Consider the following 20,444-nt stretch of genomic DNA (forward strand, 5'->3'; position numbering starts at 1 on the left):
GAAGGGCTGTTGGCCGCGCTGGGGCTGGTCACCCTGATGACCGTGCCGGTGCTGCGGTGGCCGGACTTCCAGCCGCCGGGGACTGCGAGTCCGAACGTGTTCACGAGATCGAGGAGACGGTACCGACATGGAGTTGAGTGGCGCGCAGGCCCTGGTTAGGCAATTGGAACGGGAAGGCGTTCGCCATGTCTTCGGTGTGCCGGGCGTCCAGCTCGACCACGTACTGGACGCCCTGGCCCGCGCCGGGAGAGACGGGGGGTCGATCAGCTATGTCGCGGCTCGTCATGAGCAGGGCGCGGCCCATATGGCGGAGGCATACGCGCGTACCACCGGGCGACCCGGCGTCTGCCTGGTGGTTCCCGGGCCGGGGGTTCTCAACGCCCTGCCCGCCCTCGCCACCGGGTACGCTTGTTCGTCGCCGATGCTGTGCGTGGCGGCCGACATCCCCTCGACACTGTCCGGCCAGGGCTTGGGCATGCTGCACGAACTGCCCGACCAGGACGGTGTCCTGGCCTCGGTCACCACATGGTCGGCGCGTGCCCAGGCCCCGCAACAGATCCCCGAACTCGTGCGTCGAGCGGTGCGCCAGTCACGGACCGGCCGCCCCAGGCCGGTGGCCCTGACGATTCCAGCGGACCTGCTGACCGCGCGCGCCCAGACCCGCCTGGCCGACCCGGCCGCGGCCGGTGACCGATCCGGGCGGCCGGCCGCGGAAACCGTCGCCGACGTCGCCGCCATGCTGCGGGCCGCCCGCCGGCCGGTGCTCTACGCCGGTGGCGGTGTGCTCGCCTCCCGGGCCAGTGCCGCGCTGACCGCACTGGCCGAGGAACTGTCCGCCCCGGTGGTCATGAGCCGCAACGCGGGCGGCGCGGTTCCCGCCCACCACCCGCTCGCCTTCACCAGTTTGGCCGCGCCCCGCCTGCTGCCCTCGGCGGATGTGGTGCTGGTCGTGGGCAGCCGCTTTTTGTCTCCGCGCGGCACCGCGCTGCCCACCGCTGCCGGGGCGAGGGTCGCCTTGGTCAACGCGGACCCCAGCGATTTGGGGCCACCGCGCCGGGCTGAGACCACCTTGCTCGCCGATGCGCGGACAGCGCTGGAAGACCTGCGGGATGCGCTGCCGGAGGGCGAGCCCGTGGCTTCGGCCACCGGCCCGGAACCTGAGACGGCACACGCCAAGGGGTCGGGGTGGCACCCCGGCGAGCTGGCCGAGGTGCGCGCCTGGTGCGCCCGGAAAGTCGAGAGCGTCGAGCCGCAGTGGTCGTTCGTCCGCGCGCTGCGTGAGGCGATCCCCGAGGACGGTTTCCTGGTCAACGAGTTGACCCAAGTGGGCTACCTGGCCGGGGTCGGCTACCCCGTACACCAGCCAGGAACGCTCCTCACTCCCGGCTACCAGGGCACTCTGGGCTACGGTTACCCCTCGGCGCTGGGTGTGAAGGTGGGAAACCCCGATCGGGCCGTCGTCTCGATCAACGGCGACGGCGGGTTCTCCTGGAACATGCAGGAGCTGGCGACCGCGCGGCACTACGGCATCGCGGTGACCGCGGTGGTCTTCAACGACAACGCCTACGGCAATGTTCGGCGCATCCAGGCTGACGAGTTCCAGGGCCGGTTCATCGGCAGCGACCTGACCAGCCCCGATTTCGTGCGGCTCGCCGAGTCGTTCGGAGTACCAGGCATCCGGGTCGAGACCCCGGGCCGGCTCACCGGGGCGCTCAAGGAATCCCTCGGCGAACCGGGGCCGTCGTTGATCGAAGTCCCCGTAGGGGAGATGCCCAGCGTGTGGCCGCTGCTGTTGGGCGGTACCCCCGGCTCGGTCCGGGACTGAACACCGGTCACTCGGGCCGAGGCGGACACCGGCACCGACGCGCCGTCGTCGCCGATGACGAGGGCGCGCCGCGGAAAAGATCAAGTAACCGAGTTCCACTCGTACGACGAAATCATGAACACGGGAAGAACTATGGCAAGGCGGGGTGGCTCGGGAGCCGAGTTGAGTTTTTCTTTTTCTGACCTGTGAAAATAGGTTTCGGGGGCTTATTGTGTTGATCGCGAGAAAAGAGGGAAAATATTTTCCCCGGTGGGGATGCTCTCGCGGTTGGAATAGTTCCACTATGACGAAAAACGCCATGGCGACGAGTCCGGAGAAAGTGCCCCACAAATAGTGGATGACCGGATGCCGCCCCTCGGGCCTCGACCGCTCCGTGACGCCCTTGCGCATCTCGACCCGCGGTTTTGGATGTCCTTGGCCGGGAACCGCAGCCGGGGGCAGCCCCTCCGGGGGGTGCTTCTATGGGGTTGTCACGCCGGGGGTGGGGTGTAGGTGGGTGTGTGTCCGGGGTGGGTGGGGGTGTTTCGTCGTTCGCTCGTGCCTCGATCGCTTCGCGATCTCGGCAGCTTTGACGGGGGCGCTGTGTCTTTGACGCATCGCTGGTGTGCCGGGTGCCGCTGGTGGGGGGATACGCCGGCGGGGCGGGGTCTCGGTGGGGCGGTGGCTGAGAACACGCCGGAAGACGCCGAGCCACCCCGCCTGCCCGGTTGCGGTGGTGGCTCCACGCGGGCCCCAGCCCCCGTCGTGACACCCGTGCCACCTCAAGCACAGCCCGCCCCGGGCTGCTGAGATCGCGAAGCGATCGAGGCACGAGCGACGAAAAACCCCGCACGCTCTCCGCAGACCGAAGCCACACCCCGCCCCACGCCCCCGGGGGCTGAGGATCATAGCTTCTTGGGCGTGGCTTCGGAGCCCCAAGATCCCACGGCCGGTCGGCGGCTCTTAGGTCGCGGGCAGCGCGGTGGCGAGCAGTACGACCCCCACCGACGCCCCCAGGGAGGTGATGGCCATCACGCGGGCCAGGGCCGGATGGCCACGGCCGCTGGCGATGCCGTGTGCCGCCGCCGCTGCCATGACTACACCGAACAGCAGGAGCTTGGCGGCGAGGACCCGGCCGTACCCTGGTTGTAGCAGCGACTCCCACGTGAGGCCCTTGTGCCAGGCCATGGCCACCCCCGTTACGAGCTGTACGGGGAGCAGGACCGCGAGGGTGACCCGGCCGAAGCGACCTCCGATGGCTCTGAGTAGAGCGCTCCGCTGCTCTGCATCGAGACGTCGCCGGGCCAGCGGCAGCACCACCAGCGACACGGTGAGCTGTCCCCCGACCCACAGCGTCGCAGCGAGGACGTGCAGGAACCGGATCAGGGACCACAGGGTCATTCTTCACCTCACTCCGTGATCTCGAACGTGCCGCGGGGCCGTTGTCGGCGTGCCGGATGTCGTGGTCGAGGAAGGGGAACTCCCCGGCTCGGGGAAGGAGAGCTCCATGAACTCGCCCTGGGCCGGGCCGGCCCAGCCTCTGGGCTTCCCGGAGATCTCGGTGCGAAGCAGGTAGCTGTCTTCCTTGTAGCCGGTGTCGAACTGGGCACCGATGACGTGCGGGGAGGTGTCGCTGGCGGGCCCGACTGCCGCGGCTCCGAGAAGGTCGCCCCGGACTCGCATGGCGAAGGTGGGGTGCAGTGGGGCCGGCGGCCCGTAGAGCGGCGAACGGAAGCGCAGGCGGAGCCGGGGCGCGGCGGGCGGGATGAGCGGTGCGCGCTCATTGGGAGTCGTCGTTGCCCGGGCCGAGCTCGGCGATGCACCGGTCGGGCTCGGCGAACGGCCGTAGCCGGCGAGCCTCTACTGGCGCGCCCATCTCGTCGAGCGCGCCGCGCATGATGCCCAGGTGTACGCCGCAGACGATCTCGGGGTTGGCTTCGGCCAGCTCCCGGAACGGGCAGCGGTGCAGGTCGATATGGCTGTCGTCGGGGGAACGCCGGGGTTTGAAACCGGCCTCGTCGAGGAGGCGCACGATCACCTCGATCGCGTTTGCGGCATCGGTGTCGTGGTTTGTTCCGCTTTCACGGGCGAACCGTTCGCCGTAGCCGCGTCCCGCGGCGATCGCGGCAGCGGCGTGATCGCCGCCCTGAGCGCTGAGGTAGGAGACGAGCGTCTCGGCGAGCAGCCGGTAGTTGCGCACGGCGTCACTGTCGACGTTGGCCGCCGAGTAGAGCAGTCGGGGGCGCCCGGGGCGCTCACGGTCCTCCACCGAGCTCAAGACATAGCCCCGATCGGTGAGGATCGCCAGATGTGCGCGCACGGTGTTGGCGTGCAGCCCGACCTCCTCGGCGATCTCGCGCACCGCCAGGGGACGGCCGGAACGTCGGAGGGTCTCCAGGACGGCGACCCGGCTCAGGTCGGCGAACACGCGGTGGGCTCCCGGGTCGATACCTCTGCTGTCGCTGTGATGTGCCACGCCTTGATTTTTACACGACGCTCATTGTAAATACAAGATAGGCCGTAAAAACTCCACGGACGCGCATACGACCCGACCCGAGCGGGGTTCTCATGACTCACCGAACGGAAGTGGAGCGCACCCGCTCCACCAAGCGGTGGCCCACCGTGGCCTCCCGTTCCTACCGCGAAGAGATCGAGCGGGCGGTGAATGACCACGCCCTGACCATCCGCCAAGCCATCGACCGACTCGCCTACCTCGACGGAGGAAGCGAGCGCCTGGTCACCTCCTGCACCGCCGAGATACTGCGGCACGCCGCCGCCGAGGAGAGTGCGCTGTACCCGGCAGCGGAGGAACGCCCGGAACTACAGGCGCTCGTGCGTACCATGCGCGCTGAGCACCTCCTGCTGCGTGCCCTCGTCGCCGGACTCGGCGACGCGCGCTCCGCCGGCGAGAGCGCCGGAACCGCCGCGGCGCTGAACACGCTGTTCCAAGCGCACCTGCGCACCGAGAACGACGTCCTGCTGGCCACGCTGGCCGAGTCCGGAGTCGACCTCGCCCCACTGCACACCGCCGTGAGCCGAAGCCTCAGTGGCGCAGGGGAGGAGGATTTCCCCGAGCTGGAGTGCGGGGGCGCCGGAGACGACAGGGGCAGCGGCGAAAACGGCACGGCGCGGGCTCAGGAGCACCGCGCCGGTACCGCCCCAGAGCTGCTGGATATCCGCCGGCTTTCCCGTTCCCACTGCGCTGATCTGCTGCGTGTCACATGCAGCACACTGCCTGCCGGCCACGCGTTCGTCCTTGTCGCCGACCGCGATCCGACGCCGCTTCACGACATGCTCGCTCCTGCGCTGTCGCAGCGCTTCACCTGGCACTCTCTGGAGTCCGGCCCCGGAACATGGCGGGTACGAATCGCCCACACCGGCATCTCTGAGGGGCATGACCAACGATTGTCCCCGTCTTCCACCGCCGCTTCTCACCGGAGCAAGCGACTTTCGTCCCACTCACACCGGGCGGTCAGCCCCTGACGGAGCCGCCGAGACGGCTGTTGGGGTTAGGGGCGGCCGACAACTCGCCTGAGCGTCGCTCGTTCGTAACCGCGATGCGCAGGGTTTTCCGTCATTTCCGCAGGTTAGGCACCGCCGCAGCCCTCCCGGCTCCCCGCGCCGACAACGCACGCTAGAAAGGCTCGCTCGTGGCAGACGATCCCCCGATCCGAAAGAACGGCCGCTCACCCGCACCCTCCCCCGGTATGGACGGTGCGGTCACCGAGGCGTTACTGCGCACCCGTAGATACCTGCGCCCCCGAGAGGTCTCGACCGACTTGCGCACGCTGGAGCAGGTCGGGGGGCGCGAGGCGGACACCTTCTACCGGGATCGGTGGAGCCATGACAAGGTGGTGCGCTCGACACACGGGGTCAACTGCACCGGTTCGTGCTCGTGGAAGATCTACGTCAAGGACGGGATCATCACCTGGGAGGGCCAACAGACCGACTACCCCTCGGTAGGCCCGGACCGACCCGAGTACGAGCCGCGCGGCTGCCCCCGTGGAGCGGCGTTCTCCTGGTACACCTACTCACCCACCCGGGTGCGCTACCCCTATGTGCGCGGGGTGCTGCTGGAAATGTACCGCGAAGCCAGGCAGCGCACCGGCGATCCCGTCCTGGCCTGGGCCGACATCGTCTCCGACCCCGAGCGCTCCCGCCGCTACAAGGCCGCCCGCGGCAAGGGCGGGCTGGTGCGCGCCTCCTGGGAGGAGGCGGTGGAGATGGCCGCCGCCGCGCATGTGCACACCGTCAAGGAGTTCGGCCCCGACCGGATCGCCGGATTCTCTCCCATCCCGGCGATGTCGATGGTGTCGCAGGCGGCCGGTTCCCGGTTCTACTCGCTGATCGGCGGGGCCATGCTGTCGTTCTACGACTGGTACGCCGATCTGCCGGTGGCCTCCCCGCAGGTGTTCGGTGACCAGACCGACGTGCCGGAGTCGGGGGACTGGTGGGACGCCAGCTATCTGCTCATGTGGGGCTCGAACGTACCGGTGACCCGCACCCCCGACGCGCACTGGATGGTCGAGGCCCGCTACCGGGGCCAGAAGGTGGTCGTGGTCTCGCCCGACTACGCCGACAGCACCAAGTTCGCCGACGAGTGGCTGCCCGCCCAGCCGGGTACCGACGGAGCGCTGGCCATGGCGATGGGCCATGTGGTGCTCAAGGAGTTCTTCGTCGACCGCACCACGCCCTATTTCGACGACTACGTCAAGCGCTACACTGATCTGCCGTTCCTGGTGTGCCTCGACCAGCACGGCGACTCCTACCGGCCAGGCAAGTTCCTCACCGCAGCCGACCTCGGCGAAAGCGGGGAGAACACCGCGTTCAAGACCGTGCTGCTGGACGAGCACACCGGCGAGCCGCTCGTGCCCAACGGCTCCCTCGGGTTCCGTTACGGCGAGCAGGGCCAGGGACAGTGGAACCTCGACCTCGGCGAATCCGCGCCGCTACTGAGCCTGTACACCTCCGACGGCGCCACGGCCGAGATCGAACTGCCCCGCTTCGACAGTGCCGAGGGAACACCGGAGGGGCTGCGCCGAGGCGTCCCCGTGCGCGAGGTCGGCGGGCACCTCGTCACCACGGTCTTCGACCTGCTACTCGCCCAGTACGGCGTCGCCCGTGAGGGGCTGCCGGGCGCGTGGCCGAGCGGCTACGACGACGCCACCCAGCCGTGCACTCCGGCGTGGCAGGAGGCGATCACCGGCGTCTCCGCGGAGAAAGCCGAGCGCATCGGCCGCGAGTTCGCCGCCAACGCCGCGGAGTCCAAGGGCCGGTCGATGATCATCATGGGTGCCGGCACCAACCACTGGTTCCACTCTGACACGATCTACCGCTCCTTCCTCGCGCTGACAACCCTGACCGGCTGTCAAGGGGTCAACGGCGGCGGCTGGGCCCACTACGTCGGTCAGGAGAAAGTGCGCCCCATCACCGGATACACCCAGCTCGCCGCGGCGCTGGACTGGTCACGCCCGCCGCGCCAGATGGTGCAGACCGCCTACTGGTACCTGCACACCGACCAGTTCCGCTACGACGCCTTCGGCGCCGACACGCTGGCCGCGACCAGCGGCCAGGGCACGTTCTCCGGCAAGTCCACCGCCGATGTGATCGCCCAGTCCGCACGCCTGGGATGGATGCCCTCTTACCCGACCTTCGACCGCAACCCGCTCCAGCTCGCCGGCGACGCCGAGGAGGCTGGCCTGTCGGTGCCGGAGTACGTGGTGCAGGAGCTGCGCGCCGGGCGGCTGCGGTTCGCCTGCGAGGACCCCGACGCCCCCGAGAACTTTCCGCGGGTGCTGACCGTATGGCGGGCCAACCTGCTCGGCAGCTCCGCCAAGGGCAACGAGTACTTCCTCAAACACCTGCTCGGTACCGACACCGCCGTTCGCGCCGAGGAGGCGCCGCCCGAGGGGCGGCCCGCCGAGGTCACCTGGCATGAGGAGGCGCCAGCCGGCAAGCTCGACCTGCTGCTGTCACTGGACTTCCGGATGACCAGCACCACCGTCTTCTCCGACATCGTCTTGCCCGCCGCCACTTGGTACGAGAAGCACGACCTCAACACCACCGACATGCACCCCTTCGTGCACCCGTTCAACCCGGCTATCGCCCCACCCTGGCAGGCCCGCACCGATTTCGACGCCTTCGCCGCGCTCGGACGCGCGTTCAGCCGGCTGGCGGAGGACCATCTGGGGGTGCGCACCGATGTCGTCGCGGCGCCACTCGCCCACGACACGCCCGACGAGCTAGCCACCCCGCACGGACGTGTCCGTGACTGGAAGACCGGCGCGTGCGAGCCCCAGCCGGGGGTGAACATGCCCAAGCTGGTGGAGGTGGAACGCGACTACACCGCGGTCGCGGCCAAAATGGGGGCGCTCGGCCCGCTGCTGGACCGGCTGGGAGCGACCACGAAGGGGGTGACCTTCGACCTCGGGCGCGAGCTGGACTATCTCGCCCGCAAGAACGGGACCGTGCGCGGAGGTGTCGCCGAAGGCCGTCCTTCCCTGGCCCGGGACTCCCACATGTGCGAAGCGATCCTGGCGCTGTCGGGCACCACCAACGGGCATCTGGCCGCCCAGGGGTTCCGCGCTCTGGAGGCCCGGACCGGTACCCGGATGGCCGACCTCGCCGCCGAGCACGAGGGCAAGCAGATCACCTTCGCCGACATCCAGACCGCACCCGTTTCCGTCATCACCTCACCGGAATGGTCCGGAAGTGAGAGCGGAGGGCGCCGCTACTCGCCGTTCACCGTCAACGTCGAACGCAACAAGCCATGGCACACCCTCACCGGACGCCAACACTTCTTCCTCGACCACGACTGGATGGCCGAGATCGGGGAGAACCTGCCGGTCTACCGGCCACCGTTGAACATGCACGCCCTTTTCTCCGAGCCGCCGATCGGCGACACCGGGGAACTGGGGGTGACCGTGCGCTATCTGACCCCGCACAACAAGTGGTCGATCCATTCGGAGTACCAGGACAACCTGTTGATGCTGAGCCTGTCACGGGGCGGGCCGACGATCTGGATGAGCGTCGAGGACGCCGCCAAGGTGGGGGTCTGTGACAACGAGTGGATCGAGGCGGTCAACCGTAACGGCGTCGTGGTGGCCCGCGCCATCGTCTCCCACCGGATGCCCGAGGGCACGGTCTACATGTACCACGCCCAGGATCGCCTCATCGACGTCCCCAAGTCGCAGACCTCAGGCAAGCGGGGCGGTATCCACAACTCCGTCACCCGACTGCTTATCAAACCCACCCATCTGATCGGTGGCTACGCCCAACTCTCTTTCGCCTTCAACTACCTCGGTCCCACCGGCAACCAACGCGACGAGGTGACCGTGATCCGCCGGCGCTCCCAGGAGGTGCAGTACTGATGCGCGTTATGGCCCAGATGGCGATGGTGATGAACCTCGACAAGTGCATCGGGTGCCACACCTGCTCTGTCACCTGCAAGCAGACGTGGACCAACCGCACCGGCATGGAGTACGTGTGGTTCAACAACGTGGAGACCCGTCCCGGACAGGGGTATCCCCGCACCTACGAGGACCAGGAACGCTGGAAGGGCGGGTGGAAGCTGAACAAGCGCGGGCGGCTCACGCTGAAGGCCGGTAGTCGGCTGCGGAACCTGCTGACCATCTTCTCCAGCCCGAAAATGCCCACCATCCGGGACTACTACGAGCCCTGGACCTACGACTACGAGACCCTGACCACCGCGCCGCTCCAGGAGCACACCCCCGTCGCCCGCCCCCGCTCCTTGATCAGCGGCGAGGAGATGAACATCTCCTGGAGCGCCAACTGGGACGACTCCCTTGCCGGCGGCCCCGAGCTCGCTCCTTCCGACCCGGTGCTGCAACAAGTCTCGGACAAAGTCAAGCTCGAATTCGAGCAGACCTTCATGTTCTATCTGCCCCGCATCTGCGAGCACTGCCTCAACCCCTCCTGCGCCGCCTCCTGCCCCTCCGGGGCCATCTACAAGCGCAGCGAAGACGGCATCGTCCTGGTCGACCAGGACCGCTGCCGCGGCTGGCGCAAGTGCGTCACCGGCTGCCCCTACAAGAAGATCTACTTCAACCACCGCACCGGCAAAGCCGAGAAGTGCACGTTCTGCTTCCCCCGCGTCGAGGTCGGCCTGCCCACCGTGTGCGCTGAGACCTGCGTCGGACGGCTGCGCTACATCGGCCTGGTGCTCTACGACGCCGACGCGGTGCTGGAAGCCGCCTCGGTGGCCGACGAGCACGAGCTGCTCGACGCTCAGCGGCGCGTCCTCCTCGACCCCAACGACCCCGAGGTCATCCGCGGAGCCGAGCGCGCCGGTATCCCCCACGACTGGATCGAGGCCGCCCAGCGCTCGCCCATCTGGTCGCTGATCAACCGCTACCAGGTGGCGCTGCCGCTGCACCCGGAGTACCGCACCATGCCCATGGTCTGGTACATCCCACCGCTGTCGCCCGTGGTCGACGTGGTCGCCGATACGGGGGAGGACGCCGAAGACCGGGGCAACCTCTTCGCCGCCATCGACAGCCTGCGCATCCCGGTGGAGTACCTCGCCGAGCTGTTCACCGCCGGCGACACCGCACCCGTCACCGACGTACTCCGGCGGCTGGCCGCGATGCGCTCCTACATGCGCGACATCAACCTGGGCCGCGATCCCGACGAATCCATTCCCGAAGCGGTCGGAATGGACGGCGAGACCCTCTACGACATGTACCGGCTACTCGCCCTGGCCAAGTACGACGAGCGCTACGTCATCCCGCCCGCCCACGCCGAGCAGGCGCACAACCTCGAAGAGCTCGCCACCGAGTGCAGCCTGGACTACGAGGGCGGCCCCGGAATGGGGGGCTGGGGACCCTTCGGCGAGAGCTCCGGAGGGGTTACACCGGTCGCCGTGGAGAATTTCCACGCCCTCAAACAGCGCCAGACCACCAACACCCTCGCCGAGCCCGAAGACAAGAGCCGGCGCGTCAACCTCCTCAACTGGGACGGCAAGGGCACCCCTGAGGGACTGTTCCCGCCCCGACCCGATCAGGGGGGCACTGCACCGCAGGGCACCGAGGGCACCGACTCCGGCTCAGAGACGGACCCGACGTCATGAGCCGCCTGGCCCGCGCCCTGCGCCGCCTCCCGCTCTCCGAGCGCCAGCGCGCCCTCACCCACCGCGTCGCCGCCCTCGTCCTGGACTACCCCAGCGAGGAGCTCCTCGCCGACATCCCGCTGCTGCGCACCGCCATAGCCGAGCTTCCCGAGCCCATGCGCGCCGAACTCGGCGGGGTCCTCGACCACCTTGAACAGACGCCGTTGCGGAAACTGGCCGAGGACTACGTCGCGACCTTCGACCTGCGGCGCCGCTGCTGTCTGCACCTCACCTACTACGCCTACGGTGACACCCGCAAGCGCGGCACCGCGCTGCTCAGCTTCTCCAGCGCTTACCAGATCTCCGGCTTCGAGCCGGCCGTCGACGAACTCCCCGACCACCTGTGTGTCCTGTTGGAGTTCGCCGCCACCGTCGACACCGAGGCCGGAACGCGCCTGCTGGTCCAGCACCGCGCCGGACTGGAACTGCTGCACCTGTCCCTGAGCGACGCCGACTCCCCCTACCGGGGAGCACTGGCGGCGGTGAGCGCCACGCTCCCGCCGCTGACCGAACGGCTGCGCGACGCCGTCGCCCGTCTCGCCGCCGAGGGGCCGCCGGGCGAGGAGGTCGGTCTGGACCCCTTCACCCCACCCGACTACACGAAAGTACGCACATGACCACCACTCTCGGCCTGGTGCTGTGGGTCATCGTCCCCTACGCCTGCATCGCCGTGTTCGTCGTCGGCCACTACTGGCGCTACCGCTACGACAAGTTCGGCTGGACCACCCTCTCCTCCCAGCTCTACGAGAGTCGCCTCCTGCGCTGGGGGAGCCCGTTGTTCCACTTCGGCATCCTCGCGGTCTTCCTCGGCCATGTCATGGGACTGGGCATCCCCAAGAGCTGGACCGAGGCCATCGGTATCTCCGAGGGGCTGTACCACTTCATGGCCGTCAGCATCGGAGCGATCGCCGGCTTTTGCACTCTCGTCGGCATGGCCATCCTCATCTACCGCCGCCGCACCGTCGGCCCCGTGTTCAGCGCCACCACCCGCATGGACAAACTCATGTACCTCGCCTTGGCCGTGGTGATCCTCTTGGGCCTGGCCAACACCGTGGTCGGAAACATCATCGACCACTACGACTACCGCGAGGGCGTCTCCGTGTGGTTCCGCGGCATCTTCCGTTTCGACCTCCACCCCGACCTTATGGCCGAGGCCCCCCTCACCTTCCAGGCCCACGGCCTCGCCGCGTTCCTCCTCTTCGCCCTGTGGCCGTTCACCCGGCTGGTCCACGTCTTCAGCGCACCCATCGGGTACCTATGGCGGCCCTACGTCCTCTACCGCAGTAGAGACGACCACCTCGGCGGACGGCCGCGGCACCGAGGCTGGGAACACGTCGGCGAAAGCTACCGCAGATGACTCCCCGTCCCCGAGACCGCACCCCCCAACGCCCCGACCTTGGAGGCCGACCATGACAAGAAGCGACACAGCGGAAAGCTCCCACACCGGCGGTGGGTCCGCCGGAGCGAACCTCGCACTGGCAACGGCCGCGTTCACCCTCCTGTTCTGGGCGTGGAACTTGGTCGGCCCGCTGGCGCCGACCTACAGCGAGCAGCTGGATCTCTCTCCCACCCAGACATCCGTACTGATCGCCTTCCCCGTACTGGTCGGAGCGGTGGGGCGTATCCCAGCGGGCGCGCTCACCGACCGCTATGGCGGTCGGGCGATGATGACCGTCATCTGCTTCGTCACCATCATCCCCGTCCTGCTCATCGGTTTCCTCGGCAGCTCGTTCGCGGCACTGCTGGTCCTCGGCTTCTTCCTGGGGATCGCCGGTACCTCTTTCGCGGTGGGAATCCCCTTCGTGAACTCCTGGCACGCACCCAAACGCCGCGGTCTCGCCACCGGGATATTCGGCGCGGGGATGGGCGGCACCGCGCTGTCGGCGTTCCTCACCCCCTACCTCGCCAACGTTCTCGGCATCACGGGGGTCCACGTGGCTATGGCCTTCGCCCTGGCCGCTATGGGCGTCATCATGTACGTGTTCAGCCGCAACGCGCCCGGATGGCACCCCAGCTCCGCATCGGTCCTGCCACGCATGCGCGAGGCACTGCACCTCAAGGCGACCTGGCAGAACATGATGCTGTACGCACTCGCCTTCGGCGGGTTCGTGGCGTTCTCCACCTACCTGCCGACACTGCTGTACACCGCCTACGACTTCGCTCAGACCGAGGCGGGGCTACGAACCGCTGGGTTCTCCGTGACCGCGGTGCTCGCCCGCCCTCTGGGCGGGGCGCTCTCCGACAAGATCGGCCCAGTACGGGTGTGCATGATCTCCTTCGCCACGACCGCGGTGATGGCAGTTGTGCTCGCGTTCCACCCACCGACGGAGATCCCGGCCGGAACGGTCTTCGTGCTGACCGCCGCCGCCCTCGGACTCGGTACCGGCGGCGTATTCGCTCTGGTCGCTCAGCTCGTCGAACCCGCCCGGGTAGGAACCGTGACGGGCATGGTCGGTGCGGCCGGAGGATTGGGTGGCTACTTCCCACCCATGGTCATGGGGGGCGTGCTCCAACTGACCGGCACCTACGCCATCGGATTCGCTCTGCTCGCACTGTGCGCGCTCGCAGCGACCGTCTACACGGCCCGGGCCTTTCCCCGAGTCGCCGCGCAAGCCTAGCGCCGCACGGGAGAGACCGTGACGGCTAGGGCCGCAACGGGGCTGCCGGCGCTGGGGTGTGCTCCTCTCCCCGCAGCCGGCAGCCCCGAGCCGCCTGAGGCCGTCACGCCGGCCGCCACCTCAGCGCGCAACCGCTCAATCTTAGCCAGATCCACGCCCCTGGCCGGCGCGGGACTAAGTAAGCTTCCAGCCCTCAACAAAGTCCTGCTAGATCGGAAACTACGAGCTCGGCGCCGTGCGCGTAGAACTCGGCAGCCCGGCCAGCACGGTCGACCCCGATGACCAAGCCGAAACCGCTGCGTACGCCGGCCTCCACCCCGGCCGGGGAACTCTTGAACACGGCGGTGCGCGATCGTGGATGTCCCATCCTGCGGGCCGCTTCCACCAGGAGGGCGGGCTCGGGCTTAAAAGGCAAGTGCAACCGTTCAGCGTCGCGGTCACTCACTCGCACGTCGAACAGTTCGGCGATGCCGGCCGCCTTGAGGACCACTGTACAGCTACGGCTCGCCGAGACGACCGCTGTGCTTACCCCCGCTCGCCGCAGCTCTTTGAGCAGCGTGATCGTCGTAGGGTAGGCACCGACCCCGTAGGTGCGCACGTAGTCCAAAAAGAGGCGCTCTTTGCGATCGCCCAGGACAGCGACCGTCAGCACGTACGGATCGGTGCTGGACTCCTCCTCGGCCAGTACGATGCCGCGCGAGCTGAGGAAGGCGCGTGCCCCGTCCAAGTGCGAGCGGCCCTCAACGTGGGCCAAGTAGTCGTCGCGTAGGTCGAAGGGGACGAATCGGCCTCCCGTGGTCTGGGCGTGCGAGCGCAGGAACTCGTCGAAAACGCGTTTCCAGGATGCCGCATGGATGAAGGCGGTATCGGTGACAGCCCCGTCCATGTCGAAAATCGCGGCAGAGATTTCTTCTCGCGCTGTGGCCGTGCCGCTTACGTGGTTCACGTCGCTCGCTTTCTTCCGTTCAGACCCTAGGCGATAAGTGATTCCATGCCGCCCGGCCGTTCGAGGGCGCCCGGTTTCCATCGCAGTCGATTCCTGCACCCGGTGACAGGGCCTTTCGGCAGAAATATTTGATGTTTCAGTGTCCTCAACTGCTACTTGGAATCAGCGCCCACGGGGCCACGGCCATTGTCGAGAGCACGAATTCCGAGACCGCACTGCGAGTTCGATCCAGCCCTCCGCACAGGCCCTGCCTTAGCGGAGCGCCGCACCGTATACAGCGGCAATGGGTCGTCAATCCGCCAGGTGAGGCGAGTGTGTCGGTGGGCGCTTTTCCGGAAGCCCGTTAGCCATACGGCTCAGGCTGCCAGTGGTACCGCGGTGGTGGACGATCCCTTCAGTCCGGCTGCGCCCCCTAGACGAGCGTTGCCGTGTGGGGCCTTTAGGGGTGTTTTGTTTGGTGAGCCCCTGTGTCTTCCTACCGAGTACGGATATGAGGGGATTTCACTATTCAGGACGCTTCGTTTCGGTGAGTTCGAGGTTTCTCGTCGCTGAACACTCATGTCGTCATGTCCACCGTTCTCTGAAGATGTCTCTCGGTACGCCATCGGGTGCGCGTGCCGCGGCTCCACAAAACATCGCTTGTGCAGCCGCGGCGTCGACGGGGCGGACGGCTGCTGGTTTTAGCGCAGAACTGGATAGTGCCGCACAATGGACAGGTTGGACCACCAGCGGCCCAGGCCAGCAGTGTCGCCCGCATGGATGAGGGCGAGACCAACCATTGTCAGCGCCATGATGAGGTGGTCGTCCATGAACGGGTTGTTCTCCGGGGGAAGGGCTGCGCTCCACATCAGCACCAGCAGCAGCGCACCGGAGGCCGCGCCAATGCGCATGCCGATGCCCAGCAGGAAGGCGAGCCCGATGCCCAGCAGTCCGAGCATGAACAGCCAGTCGGCCCACACCGCACCGGCGAAGGACTGGTAGAACCCGGCGAGCGGCCCTGAGGTGGCCTGGGCCAGGAATCCCTCAGTCGGGCTGCCACCGTTGACCCAGGCGCTTTCGGCGGTGGTGGCGAAGCCCAAGCCGAAGAGCTTGTCTAGGAAGGCCCACAGGAAGGTCCAGCCGATCGCCAGTCGAGCGATGGCGAAGACCGATCGGGCTGGGGAGGAAGCGACGATGTTGTTGGCCGTCGTGGCAGCCGTGGGAGCCTCGTGGATGTGCTGCGACACCATTTCCGTGTCCTTTCGGGTGGCGTTTGGGGGGTAGTTCCAAGAAAACACTCGCCTCTTTGCCCGTTGCAGATATGGAGGCACCGTCCTGGAGGGGGCGGAAGTCCCTTCGGCGATGGGACATTGGGCCGCTGGCCAGGTCGCTAGACGGCGTATCGTTCCCGGGGCGCGAACGGTATCCGCTGACGCCGCGGCCGGTGAGCTGATCGGAGCGACACACATTCAAAGTTCGCGCCCTCTGCCCCTCCGGACGCAGGAAGGCGGCGCTGCTCGCACGGCTTTACCCGTGCTGACGCTTTATCGACAGCTATGCCGCCGGGGGCGTGAGGTTTGGGCACTCAATCGGTGGAGAGAGCCCACATCTCGGCTTCGGGCACGGTGGCTGCGGCACTGTCGCTTGGCGGGCGGTCTCGGCTGTCCACCAGGTGCCGGGGAGGCGCGTAGCGCCTGTGTCAGGTGCCAGCCCTGTTCGGTGCCCGATGTCGCCGCTGCCGGTCTCCCCTGAGGGCTTCGTCGAACCACCTTCACCGCTAGCTGTTTACTCAGGCCATCGTGGCCTGCCACGCATCTCCACCTGTGGGCGCGAGCGCACCAAGAGCCGTTGGGCCCGTGCCCTGTACCGGAGGTCCCCTTTTCGCTACCTGTCCGCGGGACGTAGGCCATCCCGTGGCGGGAACGACGACGCTAACGCCGTGCGGGCGAAAACTTCCAGACTGATCCTGTCAGTAAGGAAAGCCCACAGGCCGCTACGCCCGACAAGGAGGCGAAGATGGGTCTTTGGAAGTCGCGTAGGGGCCCGAGCATCGCGGTCTTCCAAGCCGACGGAGCCAACGCGCTGGCTGCCACTTACGTACACGATCAGCTCGCTACGTTGAACCACCATTCGGCCGCGCCTTTGGAAGACGTTTTCGCCGTCGTCCAGGAGTTGACGGTGCCAGGCTACGGAGAGCTCCTCCACCTAGAGGTCTCCGCCAACACCCCGGCCGGCCGCCTACAGGTCCGTGCAGCAGCCGACAGCGCCTTCGCCGCGGTGGACAAGACCCGCGACCGGCTGCTCCTGCGCCTGGCCGAGTGGGAACTGCAAAAGGCACGCACGGAGCAGGGCCGTGAGGCCATGCATCGGCTGGCGCACAAGCGTTCACAGTGGTGGCGGCGGTGGTGGCCGCATCGCGCCCACGGTGCCGTTTCCCCACGCGGCGACAGCACTGCGGCACCGGATAACGAAAGGACTAACCGATGAGCAGTAACGACAGTTCTGCATCCCCCCAAGAAACCGAAGGCGCCACGGTGCCGCCCAGTTCGTCCGAGATCGTCGTCGGCGTTGACGGCTCGACGAGGAGCCGGGCGGCGCTGGAATGGGCGGCCCGGGCCTGCGCCGACCGCGGGCTGGGCCTGGTGATCCTGCACGCGCTCAGTATCCCTGTGGTCGCCGTCCCCTTCGGAGAGCCGCTACGTCCACCTCCCTCTCCCGAGGTGGCTGACCGGTGTCAGCGCCTGCTACAGGAGGACGCCGACCACGTCGCGCAGCTCTATCCCGATCTCCCTGTACGCACCGAGGTCTCCGCGCTGGACCCTTCGTATGCCCTACTCGCGGCCGGGCGCACGGCCGCCATGGTGGTCGTGGGATCGCGGGGGCTGGGCGCCTTCGCTTCGGCGTTCCTGGGCACGGTGAGTATCCGCGTCAGCGCCCACGCCTCCTGCCCTGTCGCGGTGGTCCCCGATCCTGCTACGGCAGAGGAGGGCGAGACGAAGGAACGCGACGGCCGCGGTCGGATCGTGGTGGGGCTGGACGGCTCCCACGGTGCCAAAGCCGCGCTCCGCTTCGCACTGGGCGAGGCAGCCCGCACCGGCGCGGAGGTGGTCGCGGTGCACGCCTGGTTGGTCCCGGTCCTCTTCGACGGCGCGGCGTTCGCGGCCAGCCCCTACACCGCCGACCGTGAGTTCTTCGCTACGCACGCCGATAAGCACGTGCGCACGCTGGTGGACGAGGTGCGCTCAGAACAGGCCAAGGACATCCCCATCCACGTCGAGGTCGTCGAGGACCATGCGGCCCACGCGCTGCTGTCCGCAGGCGAGGATGCCGACCTCATCGTCGTCGGATCGCGGGGACGCGGCGGGTTCACCGGGCTGCTGCTTGGCTCGGTGAGCCAGGCGGTGCTGCACCACGCCCCGACTCCGGTGGTCGTGGTCCGTTCCACCCCCGAGGACGCCGAAGACTGAGGGAAGCTCGCGTGGCATGTCCCTCAGCCGAGGTCGTTCTCGTCCGATCGGGACATGCCAGCACAGCCGGCTACCGGGGGCGGCCCGTCGCCCCGTCTCGAATGTGCCACCGCATTGGGCTGCACGATTCGCGAGGTTATGGCGCCCGCTGCGGTGGCTCCCCTTAGGCAAACCCGACGCCGTCGTCGACGAGGATGCGGATCTCCACCCGCGGCGCCTGGGCGTGACGGGCGAGGTTGGATAGCGCCTCACCCACCACCGCCAAAACGTGTTCGCCCACGTCGTCGGGTACCTGGCTATCGGTGGGGCCCTCCAGCCGCAGGACCGCGTTGAGCCGAGATAACCGTTGTGCTGCGATGTACTGGCGTCTGTGTGCGCCGCGCCGCGAAACCACCTGCTTAAGGAGGGGGCGGGCGGTGGCGCCGAACCCATGGGCCGCGGCCGTCCCAGGCGCTACAGTCGGTTCATCGTGGAGTGACGCTGGTATCGCTCTGCGGGGGACACCGGCAACGGGTGGTGGCGTCCGCCATCCCCACGAGCTGGTCGTTGCCGCGGCCGGCGGCCCCGGTTGGTGCCGTGGCGCTCTGCGCCCCCCAGTTCCTCCGCCGGCCGACAAAGCCAAGCGTGATTGTTGGACTGCTCACCAGTTCGGTGGCGATCGTCCGGCCTTCTCGGCGAAGCGGTCGGCCGCTGCGGTTCCCGCGCTTGGTAGAGGGCGAGGGACTGGAGGCAACCGAGGAGAGGTGGGCTGGCCCGCTGATCCGGCGAGGTATGCACGAGCTTTTTGCCGCCGGGCCCTCGGTCACCGAGGGCCCGGCGCGTACTCATCCTGTTCGGCGCCTCCCCAGCGCTGGAATCGCTAGATCGCCGCGCGTGTAGGCTCCTGCCCGTGCTCGCCTGGCTCGGCGGGGGCCGGCTGCGCGAACACGATGCCGCGGACTCCGGGGATCGTGCGTTCCAACGCCGCCACGCTCCGGCGAGTCTGGGGGGCCGTGGCACCGGTCACCTCGACAGTGCCGTCACGAACAGCGACCGTCACGTCTTGCGGATCGGAAACACGCCGACTGATCTCGCTGACCACTTCATCGCGGATATCACTGTCGGCCCGCAGCACCAGGCCCATGACATCGCGGCGGCGCACCAGGCCCACCACCGTCCCGGCGCGCAGCACGGGTACGCACCAGATGCGCGTCTCGAAGATGCGCCGGCTCAGTTCGCAGGCGTCTTCGCCTTCGGCGGTGGTCACCACGGCGCGGGTCATCGCCTCGCTCACTCGGTGTGTGGCGGGGTCGGGCGGTGGGCCCAGGGCGCGGTGGTAGGCGTCGGGGGTGGCCTCGAAATAGTCGGCAAGCAGATCGCTTTCGGTGACAATTCCCGCGAGCGTGCCGTTCGCGTCAAGGACCACAGCACTGTCACAGCGGTTCTCGGCTAGCAGCCGCGCCGCTTCCCGCACCGGCAGGTCCTCCGTCAGCAACACACCGGGAGTCGACATCATCTCGCGTACCAACATCGCTGTTTACGTTCCTTTGCTCCAGGCAGTAGCAGGAGGTCCGTCGCGCCCGGGGCCCTCGGGGGGTACAGCACCAGGTGGGGAGGCGGCGGCTCGGCGTCAATCGGTGCCGGCGTGCAGCACGGCGACGGGGACAGGGCTATGGGCCAGTACGGACTGGCTCACCGATCCCAGGAGCATCCCCGTGAAGCCGCCGCGCCCGCGAGTGCCCACCGCCAGCAGGTCGGCGTTCTCGGCCGCGTCGACCAAGGCGCGGGCGGGGTGACCAGCGCTCACCGACTCCTCGACGACTACCTGCGGATAGCGCTCACGCTGTCCGGCCAGCGACTCCGACATCAAGCGACGCGCCTCCTCGGCTGAGTCGGAGCCGTAGGGGAAACTCTCCGGCGAGCCCAAGTGCCCGCCAGAGAACGAACCGGGGGCGATGACGGCGTGCACTGCGGCATCGTGTTGAGCCGCGGCGGTGAAAGCCCACGCAGCCGCTGCGCGCGCCGCCGCCGAACCGTCAACCCCGACGACGATCCGTCCCGTCGACGGCTTGGGGGCGCGGTTGGGGACCACTACCACGGGGCAGTGTCCTGTGGCGGCTAGCTCCCTCCCGGTAGATCCCAGCATTACGGCGCCGAGCCTGTTCAGGCCCCGAGAGCCGACGACGGCTAGCTCGGCCGTGGCCGACTCCGTCAGCAGGATCGGGAGGGCATCGCCGACCTTGAAATCCGCTTCCACTTCCAGTTCGGGCGCCCGCTCGTGGACCCGGCGCCGCGCGTGCTCGACGACGCGGCTGGCGAACTCGTCGATGGAGAACTCCGGGATTCCGAGCGGCACCGTGGAGCGCATCGGCCAGTTGAGGGCGTAGACGATGCGCAGTCGCCGACGGCGCAGCAACGCCTCGTCGGCGGCCCAGTCAAGGGCGTGCAGACTCCCTTCCGTTTCGTCGACCGCTGCCAGAATCGGCGCGCCTGCTTCACCCATCACGGCCTCCAACCGTTCGCC

17 protein-coding genes are annotated in these 20,444 nt (G+C 68.1%); 9 read left to right on the forward strand and 8 right to left on the reverse strand.

All coding sequences use genetic code 11. The features are described from left to right. Positions 1 to 127: 127 nt before the first annotated feature. Positions 128 to 1,825 carry a thiamine pyrophosphate-dependent enzyme gene (locus tag ABD848_RS14395; RefSeq protein ID WP_344972010.1) on the forward strand — a complete coding sequence of 566 codons (1,698 nt, stop codon included), beginning with the start codon at positions 128 to 130 and terminating at the stop codon, positions 1,823 to 1,825. A gap of 942 nt (positions 1,826 to 2,767) precedes the next feature. Here ABD848_RS14395 and ABD848_RS14400 read toward each other — a convergent pair. The 3 genes from ABD848_RS14400 to ABD848_RS14410 form a co-directional block, all read right to left on the reverse strand. Then, on the reverse strand, positions 2,768 to 3,205 hold the full coding sequence (locus ABD848_RS14400) for a DUF2269 family protein (RefSeq protein WP_344972012.1): 438 nt from the start codon (positions 3,203 to 3,205) through the stop codon (positions 2,768 to 2,770). Positions 3,206 to 3,208: 3 nt separating this feature from the next. Continuing rightward, positions 3,209 to 3,487 carry a cupredoxin domain-containing protein gene (locus tag ABD848_RS14405; protein WP_344972014.1) on the reverse strand — a complete coding sequence of 93 codons (279 nt, stop codon included), beginning with the start codon at positions 3,485 to 3,487 and terminating at the stop codon, positions 3,209 to 3,211. A gap of 97 nt (positions 3,488 to 3,584) precedes the next feature. Next, positions 3,585 to 4,280, reverse strand: a complete 696-nt coding sequence (locus tag ABD848_RS14410; RefSeq protein WP_344972016.1) for a helix-turn-helix transcriptional regulator — start codon at positions 4,278 to 4,280, stop codon at positions 3,585 to 3,587. Between the two features lie 92 nt (positions 4,281 to 4,372). Here ABD848_RS14410 and ABD848_RS14415 point away from each other — a divergent pair, with 92 nt between their 5' ends. From ABD848_RS14415 to ABD848_RS14440, 6 genes are all read left to right on the forward strand, one after another. Further along, the gene (locus ABD848_RS14415) at positions 4,373 to 5,287 is read left to right on the forward strand and encodes a DUF2249 domain-containing protein (RefSeq protein ID WP_344972018.1); all 915 of its coding nucleotides are present in this window, start codon (positions 4,373 to 4,375) and stop codon (positions 5,285 to 5,287) included. 224 nt (positions 5,288 to 5,511) lie between these two features. Next, on the forward strand, positions 5,512 to 9,174 hold the full coding sequence (locus ABD848_RS14420; protein WP_344972083.1) for a nitrate reductase subunit alpha: 3,663 nt from the start codon (positions 5,512 to 5,514) through the stop codon (positions 9,172 to 9,174). Continuing rightward, complete coding sequence (gene narH, locus ABD848_RS14425; protein WP_344972020.1) at positions 9,174 to 10,892, forward strand: nitrate reductase subunit beta; 1,719 nt, start codon at positions 9,174 to 9,176, stop codon at positions 10,890 to 10,892. Before ABD848_RS14420 ends, narH begins: the two co-directional genes overlap by 1 nt. Beyond that, a complete protein-coding gene (gene narJ / locus ABD848_RS14430) occupies positions 10,889 to 11,548 on the forward strand; it encodes a nitrate reductase molybdenum cofactor assembly chaperone (RefSeq protein WP_344972022.1) in 660 nt (219 codons plus the stop codon). The genes narH and narJ overlap by 4 nt, the downstream gene beginning before the upstream one ends. Further along, a complete protein-coding gene (narI, locus tag ABD848_RS14435; RefSeq protein WP_344972024.1) occupies positions 11,545 to 12,288 on the forward strand; it encodes a respiratory nitrate reductase subunit gamma in 744 nt (247 codons plus the stop codon). Before narJ ends, narI begins: the two co-directional genes overlap by 4 nt. A gap of 52 nt (positions 12,289 to 12,340) precedes the next feature. Next, the gene (locus tag ABD848_RS14440; RefSeq protein WP_344972026.1) at positions 12,341 to 13,549 is read left to right on the forward strand and encodes a nitrate/nitrite transporter; all 1,209 of its coding nucleotides are present in this window, start codon (positions 12,341 to 12,343) and stop codon (positions 13,547 to 13,549) included. 193 nt (positions 13,550 to 13,742) lie between these two features. On the opposite strand, the gene ABD848_RS14445 is transcribed toward ABD848_RS14440, so the two are convergent. Together ABD848_RS14445 and ABD848_RS14450 are read right to left on the reverse strand one after the other, a co-directional pair. Further along, complete coding sequence (locus ABD848_RS14445) at positions 13,743 to 14,495, reverse strand: HAD family hydrolase (RefSeq protein WP_344972028.1); 753 nt, start codon at positions 14,493 to 14,495, stop codon at positions 13,743 to 13,745. Between the two features lie 680 nt (positions 14,496 to 15,175). Beyond that, entirely contained in the window at positions 15,176 to 15,724 is a 549-nt protein-coding gene (locus ABD848_RS14450; RefSeq protein WP_344972030.1) for a hypothetical protein, read from the reverse strand. A 766-nt stretch (positions 15,725 to 16,490) separates the two neighbouring features. On the opposite strand from ABD848_RS14450, the gene ABD848_RS14455 reads away from it, so the two are divergent. After that, the gene (locus ABD848_RS14455) at positions 16,491 to 16,961 is read left to right on the forward strand and encodes a hypothetical protein (RefSeq protein WP_344972032.1); all 471 of its coding nucleotides are present in this window, start codon (positions 16,491 to 16,493) and stop codon (positions 16,959 to 16,961) included. Then, positions 16,958 to 17,941 carry a universal stress protein gene (locus tag ABD848_RS14460; protein WP_344972035.1) on the forward strand — a complete coding sequence of 328 codons (984 nt, stop codon included), beginning with the start codon at positions 16,958 to 16,960 and terminating at the stop codon, positions 17,939 to 17,941. The genes ABD848_RS14455 and ABD848_RS14460 overlap by 4 nt, the downstream gene beginning before the upstream one ends. A 163-nt stretch (positions 17,942 to 18,104) precedes the next feature. Here the strand turns inward: ABD848_RS14460 and ABD848_RS14465 are convergent, their stop codons facing one another. The 3 genes from ABD848_RS14465 to ABD848_RS14475 all read right to left on the reverse strand — a co-directional run bounded on the left by ABD848_RS14465 (position 18,105) and on the right by ABD848_RS14475 (position 20,423). Then, complete coding sequence (locus ABD848_RS14465; protein ID WP_344972037.1) at positions 18,105 to 18,335, reverse strand: sensor histidine kinase; 231 nt, start codon at positions 18,333 to 18,335, stop codon at positions 18,105 to 18,107. A gap of 465 nt (positions 18,336 to 18,800) precedes the next feature. Continuing rightward, positions 18,801 to 19,451, reverse strand: coding sequence for a CBS domain-containing protein (locus ABD848_RS14470; protein ID WP_344972039.1), 651 nt, complete (start codon positions 19,449 to 19,451; stop codon positions 18,801 to 18,803). A 99-nt stretch (positions 19,452 to 19,550) separates the two neighbouring features. Continuing rightward, positions 19,551 to 20,423: a universal stress protein gene (locus ABD848_RS14475; protein ID WP_344972041.1), complete on the reverse strand. Its 873-nt coding sequence runs from the start codon at positions 20,421 to 20,423 to the stop codon at positions 19,551 to 19,553. Positions 20,424 to 20,444: the final 21 nt, after the last annotated feature.

The sequence above is a fragment of the Salinactinospora qingdaonensis genome (genome assembly GCF_039539445.1).
Classification (GTDB): domain Bacteria; phylum Actinomycetota; class Actinomycetes; order Streptosporangiales; family Streptosporangiaceae; genus Salinactinospora; species Salinactinospora qingdaonensis.

What these genes read in the sequence shown, in the direction of transcription:
- ABD848_RS14395 (WP_344972010.1), top strand. Translation starts at nt 128, where the DNA reads ATGGAGTTGAGTGGCGCGCAGGCCCTGGTTAGGCAATTGGAACGGGAA.
- ABD848_RS14400 (WP_344972012.1), bottom strand. Translation starts at nt 3,205, where the DNA reads ATGACCCTGTGGTCCCTGATCCGGTTCCTGCACGTCCTCGCTGCGACG.
- ABD848_RS14405 (WP_344972014.1), bottom strand. Translation starts at nt 3,487, where the DNA reads ATGCGAGTCCGGGGCGACCTTCTCGGAGCCGCGGCAGTCGGGCCCGCC.
- ABD848_RS14415 (WP_344972018.1), top strand. Translation starts at nt 4,373, where the DNA reads ATGACTCACCGAACGGAAGTGGAGCGCACCCGCTCCACCAAGCGGTGG.
- ABD848_RS14420 (WP_344972083.1), top strand. Translation starts at nt 5,512, where the DNA reads ATGGACGGTGCGGTCACCGAGGCGTTACTGCGCACCCGTAGATACCTG.
- narH (WP_344972020.1), top strand. Translation starts at nt 9,174, where the DNA reads ATGCGCGTTATGGCCCAGATGGCGATGGTGATGAACCTCGACAAGTGC.
- narJ (WP_344972022.1), top strand. Translation starts at nt 10,889, where the DNA reads ATGAGCCGCCTGGCCCGCGCCCTGCGCCGCCTCCCGCTCTCCGAGCGC.
- narI (WP_344972024.1), top strand. Translation starts at nt 11,545, where the DNA reads ATGACCACCACTCTCGGCCTGGTGCTGTGGGTCATCGTCCCCTACGCC.
- ABD848_RS14440 (WP_344972026.1), top strand. Translation starts at nt 12,341, where the DNA reads ATGACAAGAAGCGACACAGCGGAAAGCTCCCACACCGGCGGTGGGTCC.
- ABD848_RS14450 (WP_344972030.1), bottom strand. Translation starts at nt 15,724, where the DNA reads ATGGTGTCGCAGCACATCCACGAGGCTCCCACGGCTGCCACGACGGCC.
- ABD848_RS14455 (WP_344972032.1), top strand. Translation starts at nt 16,491, where the DNA reads ATGGGTCTTTGGAAGTCGCGTAGGGGCCCGAGCATCGCGGTCTTCCAA.
- ABD848_RS14460 (WP_344972035.1), top strand. Translation starts at nt 16,958, where the DNA reads ATGAGCAGTAACGACAGTTCTGCATCCCCCCAAGAAACCGAAGGCGCC.
- ABD848_RS14470 (WP_344972039.1), bottom strand. Translation starts at nt 19,451, where the DNA reads ATGTTGGTACGCGAGATGATGTCGACTCCCGGTGTGTTGCTGACGGAG.
- ABD848_RS14475 (WP_344972041.1), bottom strand. Translation starts at nt 20,423, where the DNA reads ATGGGTGAAGCAGGCGCGCCGATTCTGGCAGCGGTCGACGAAACGGAA.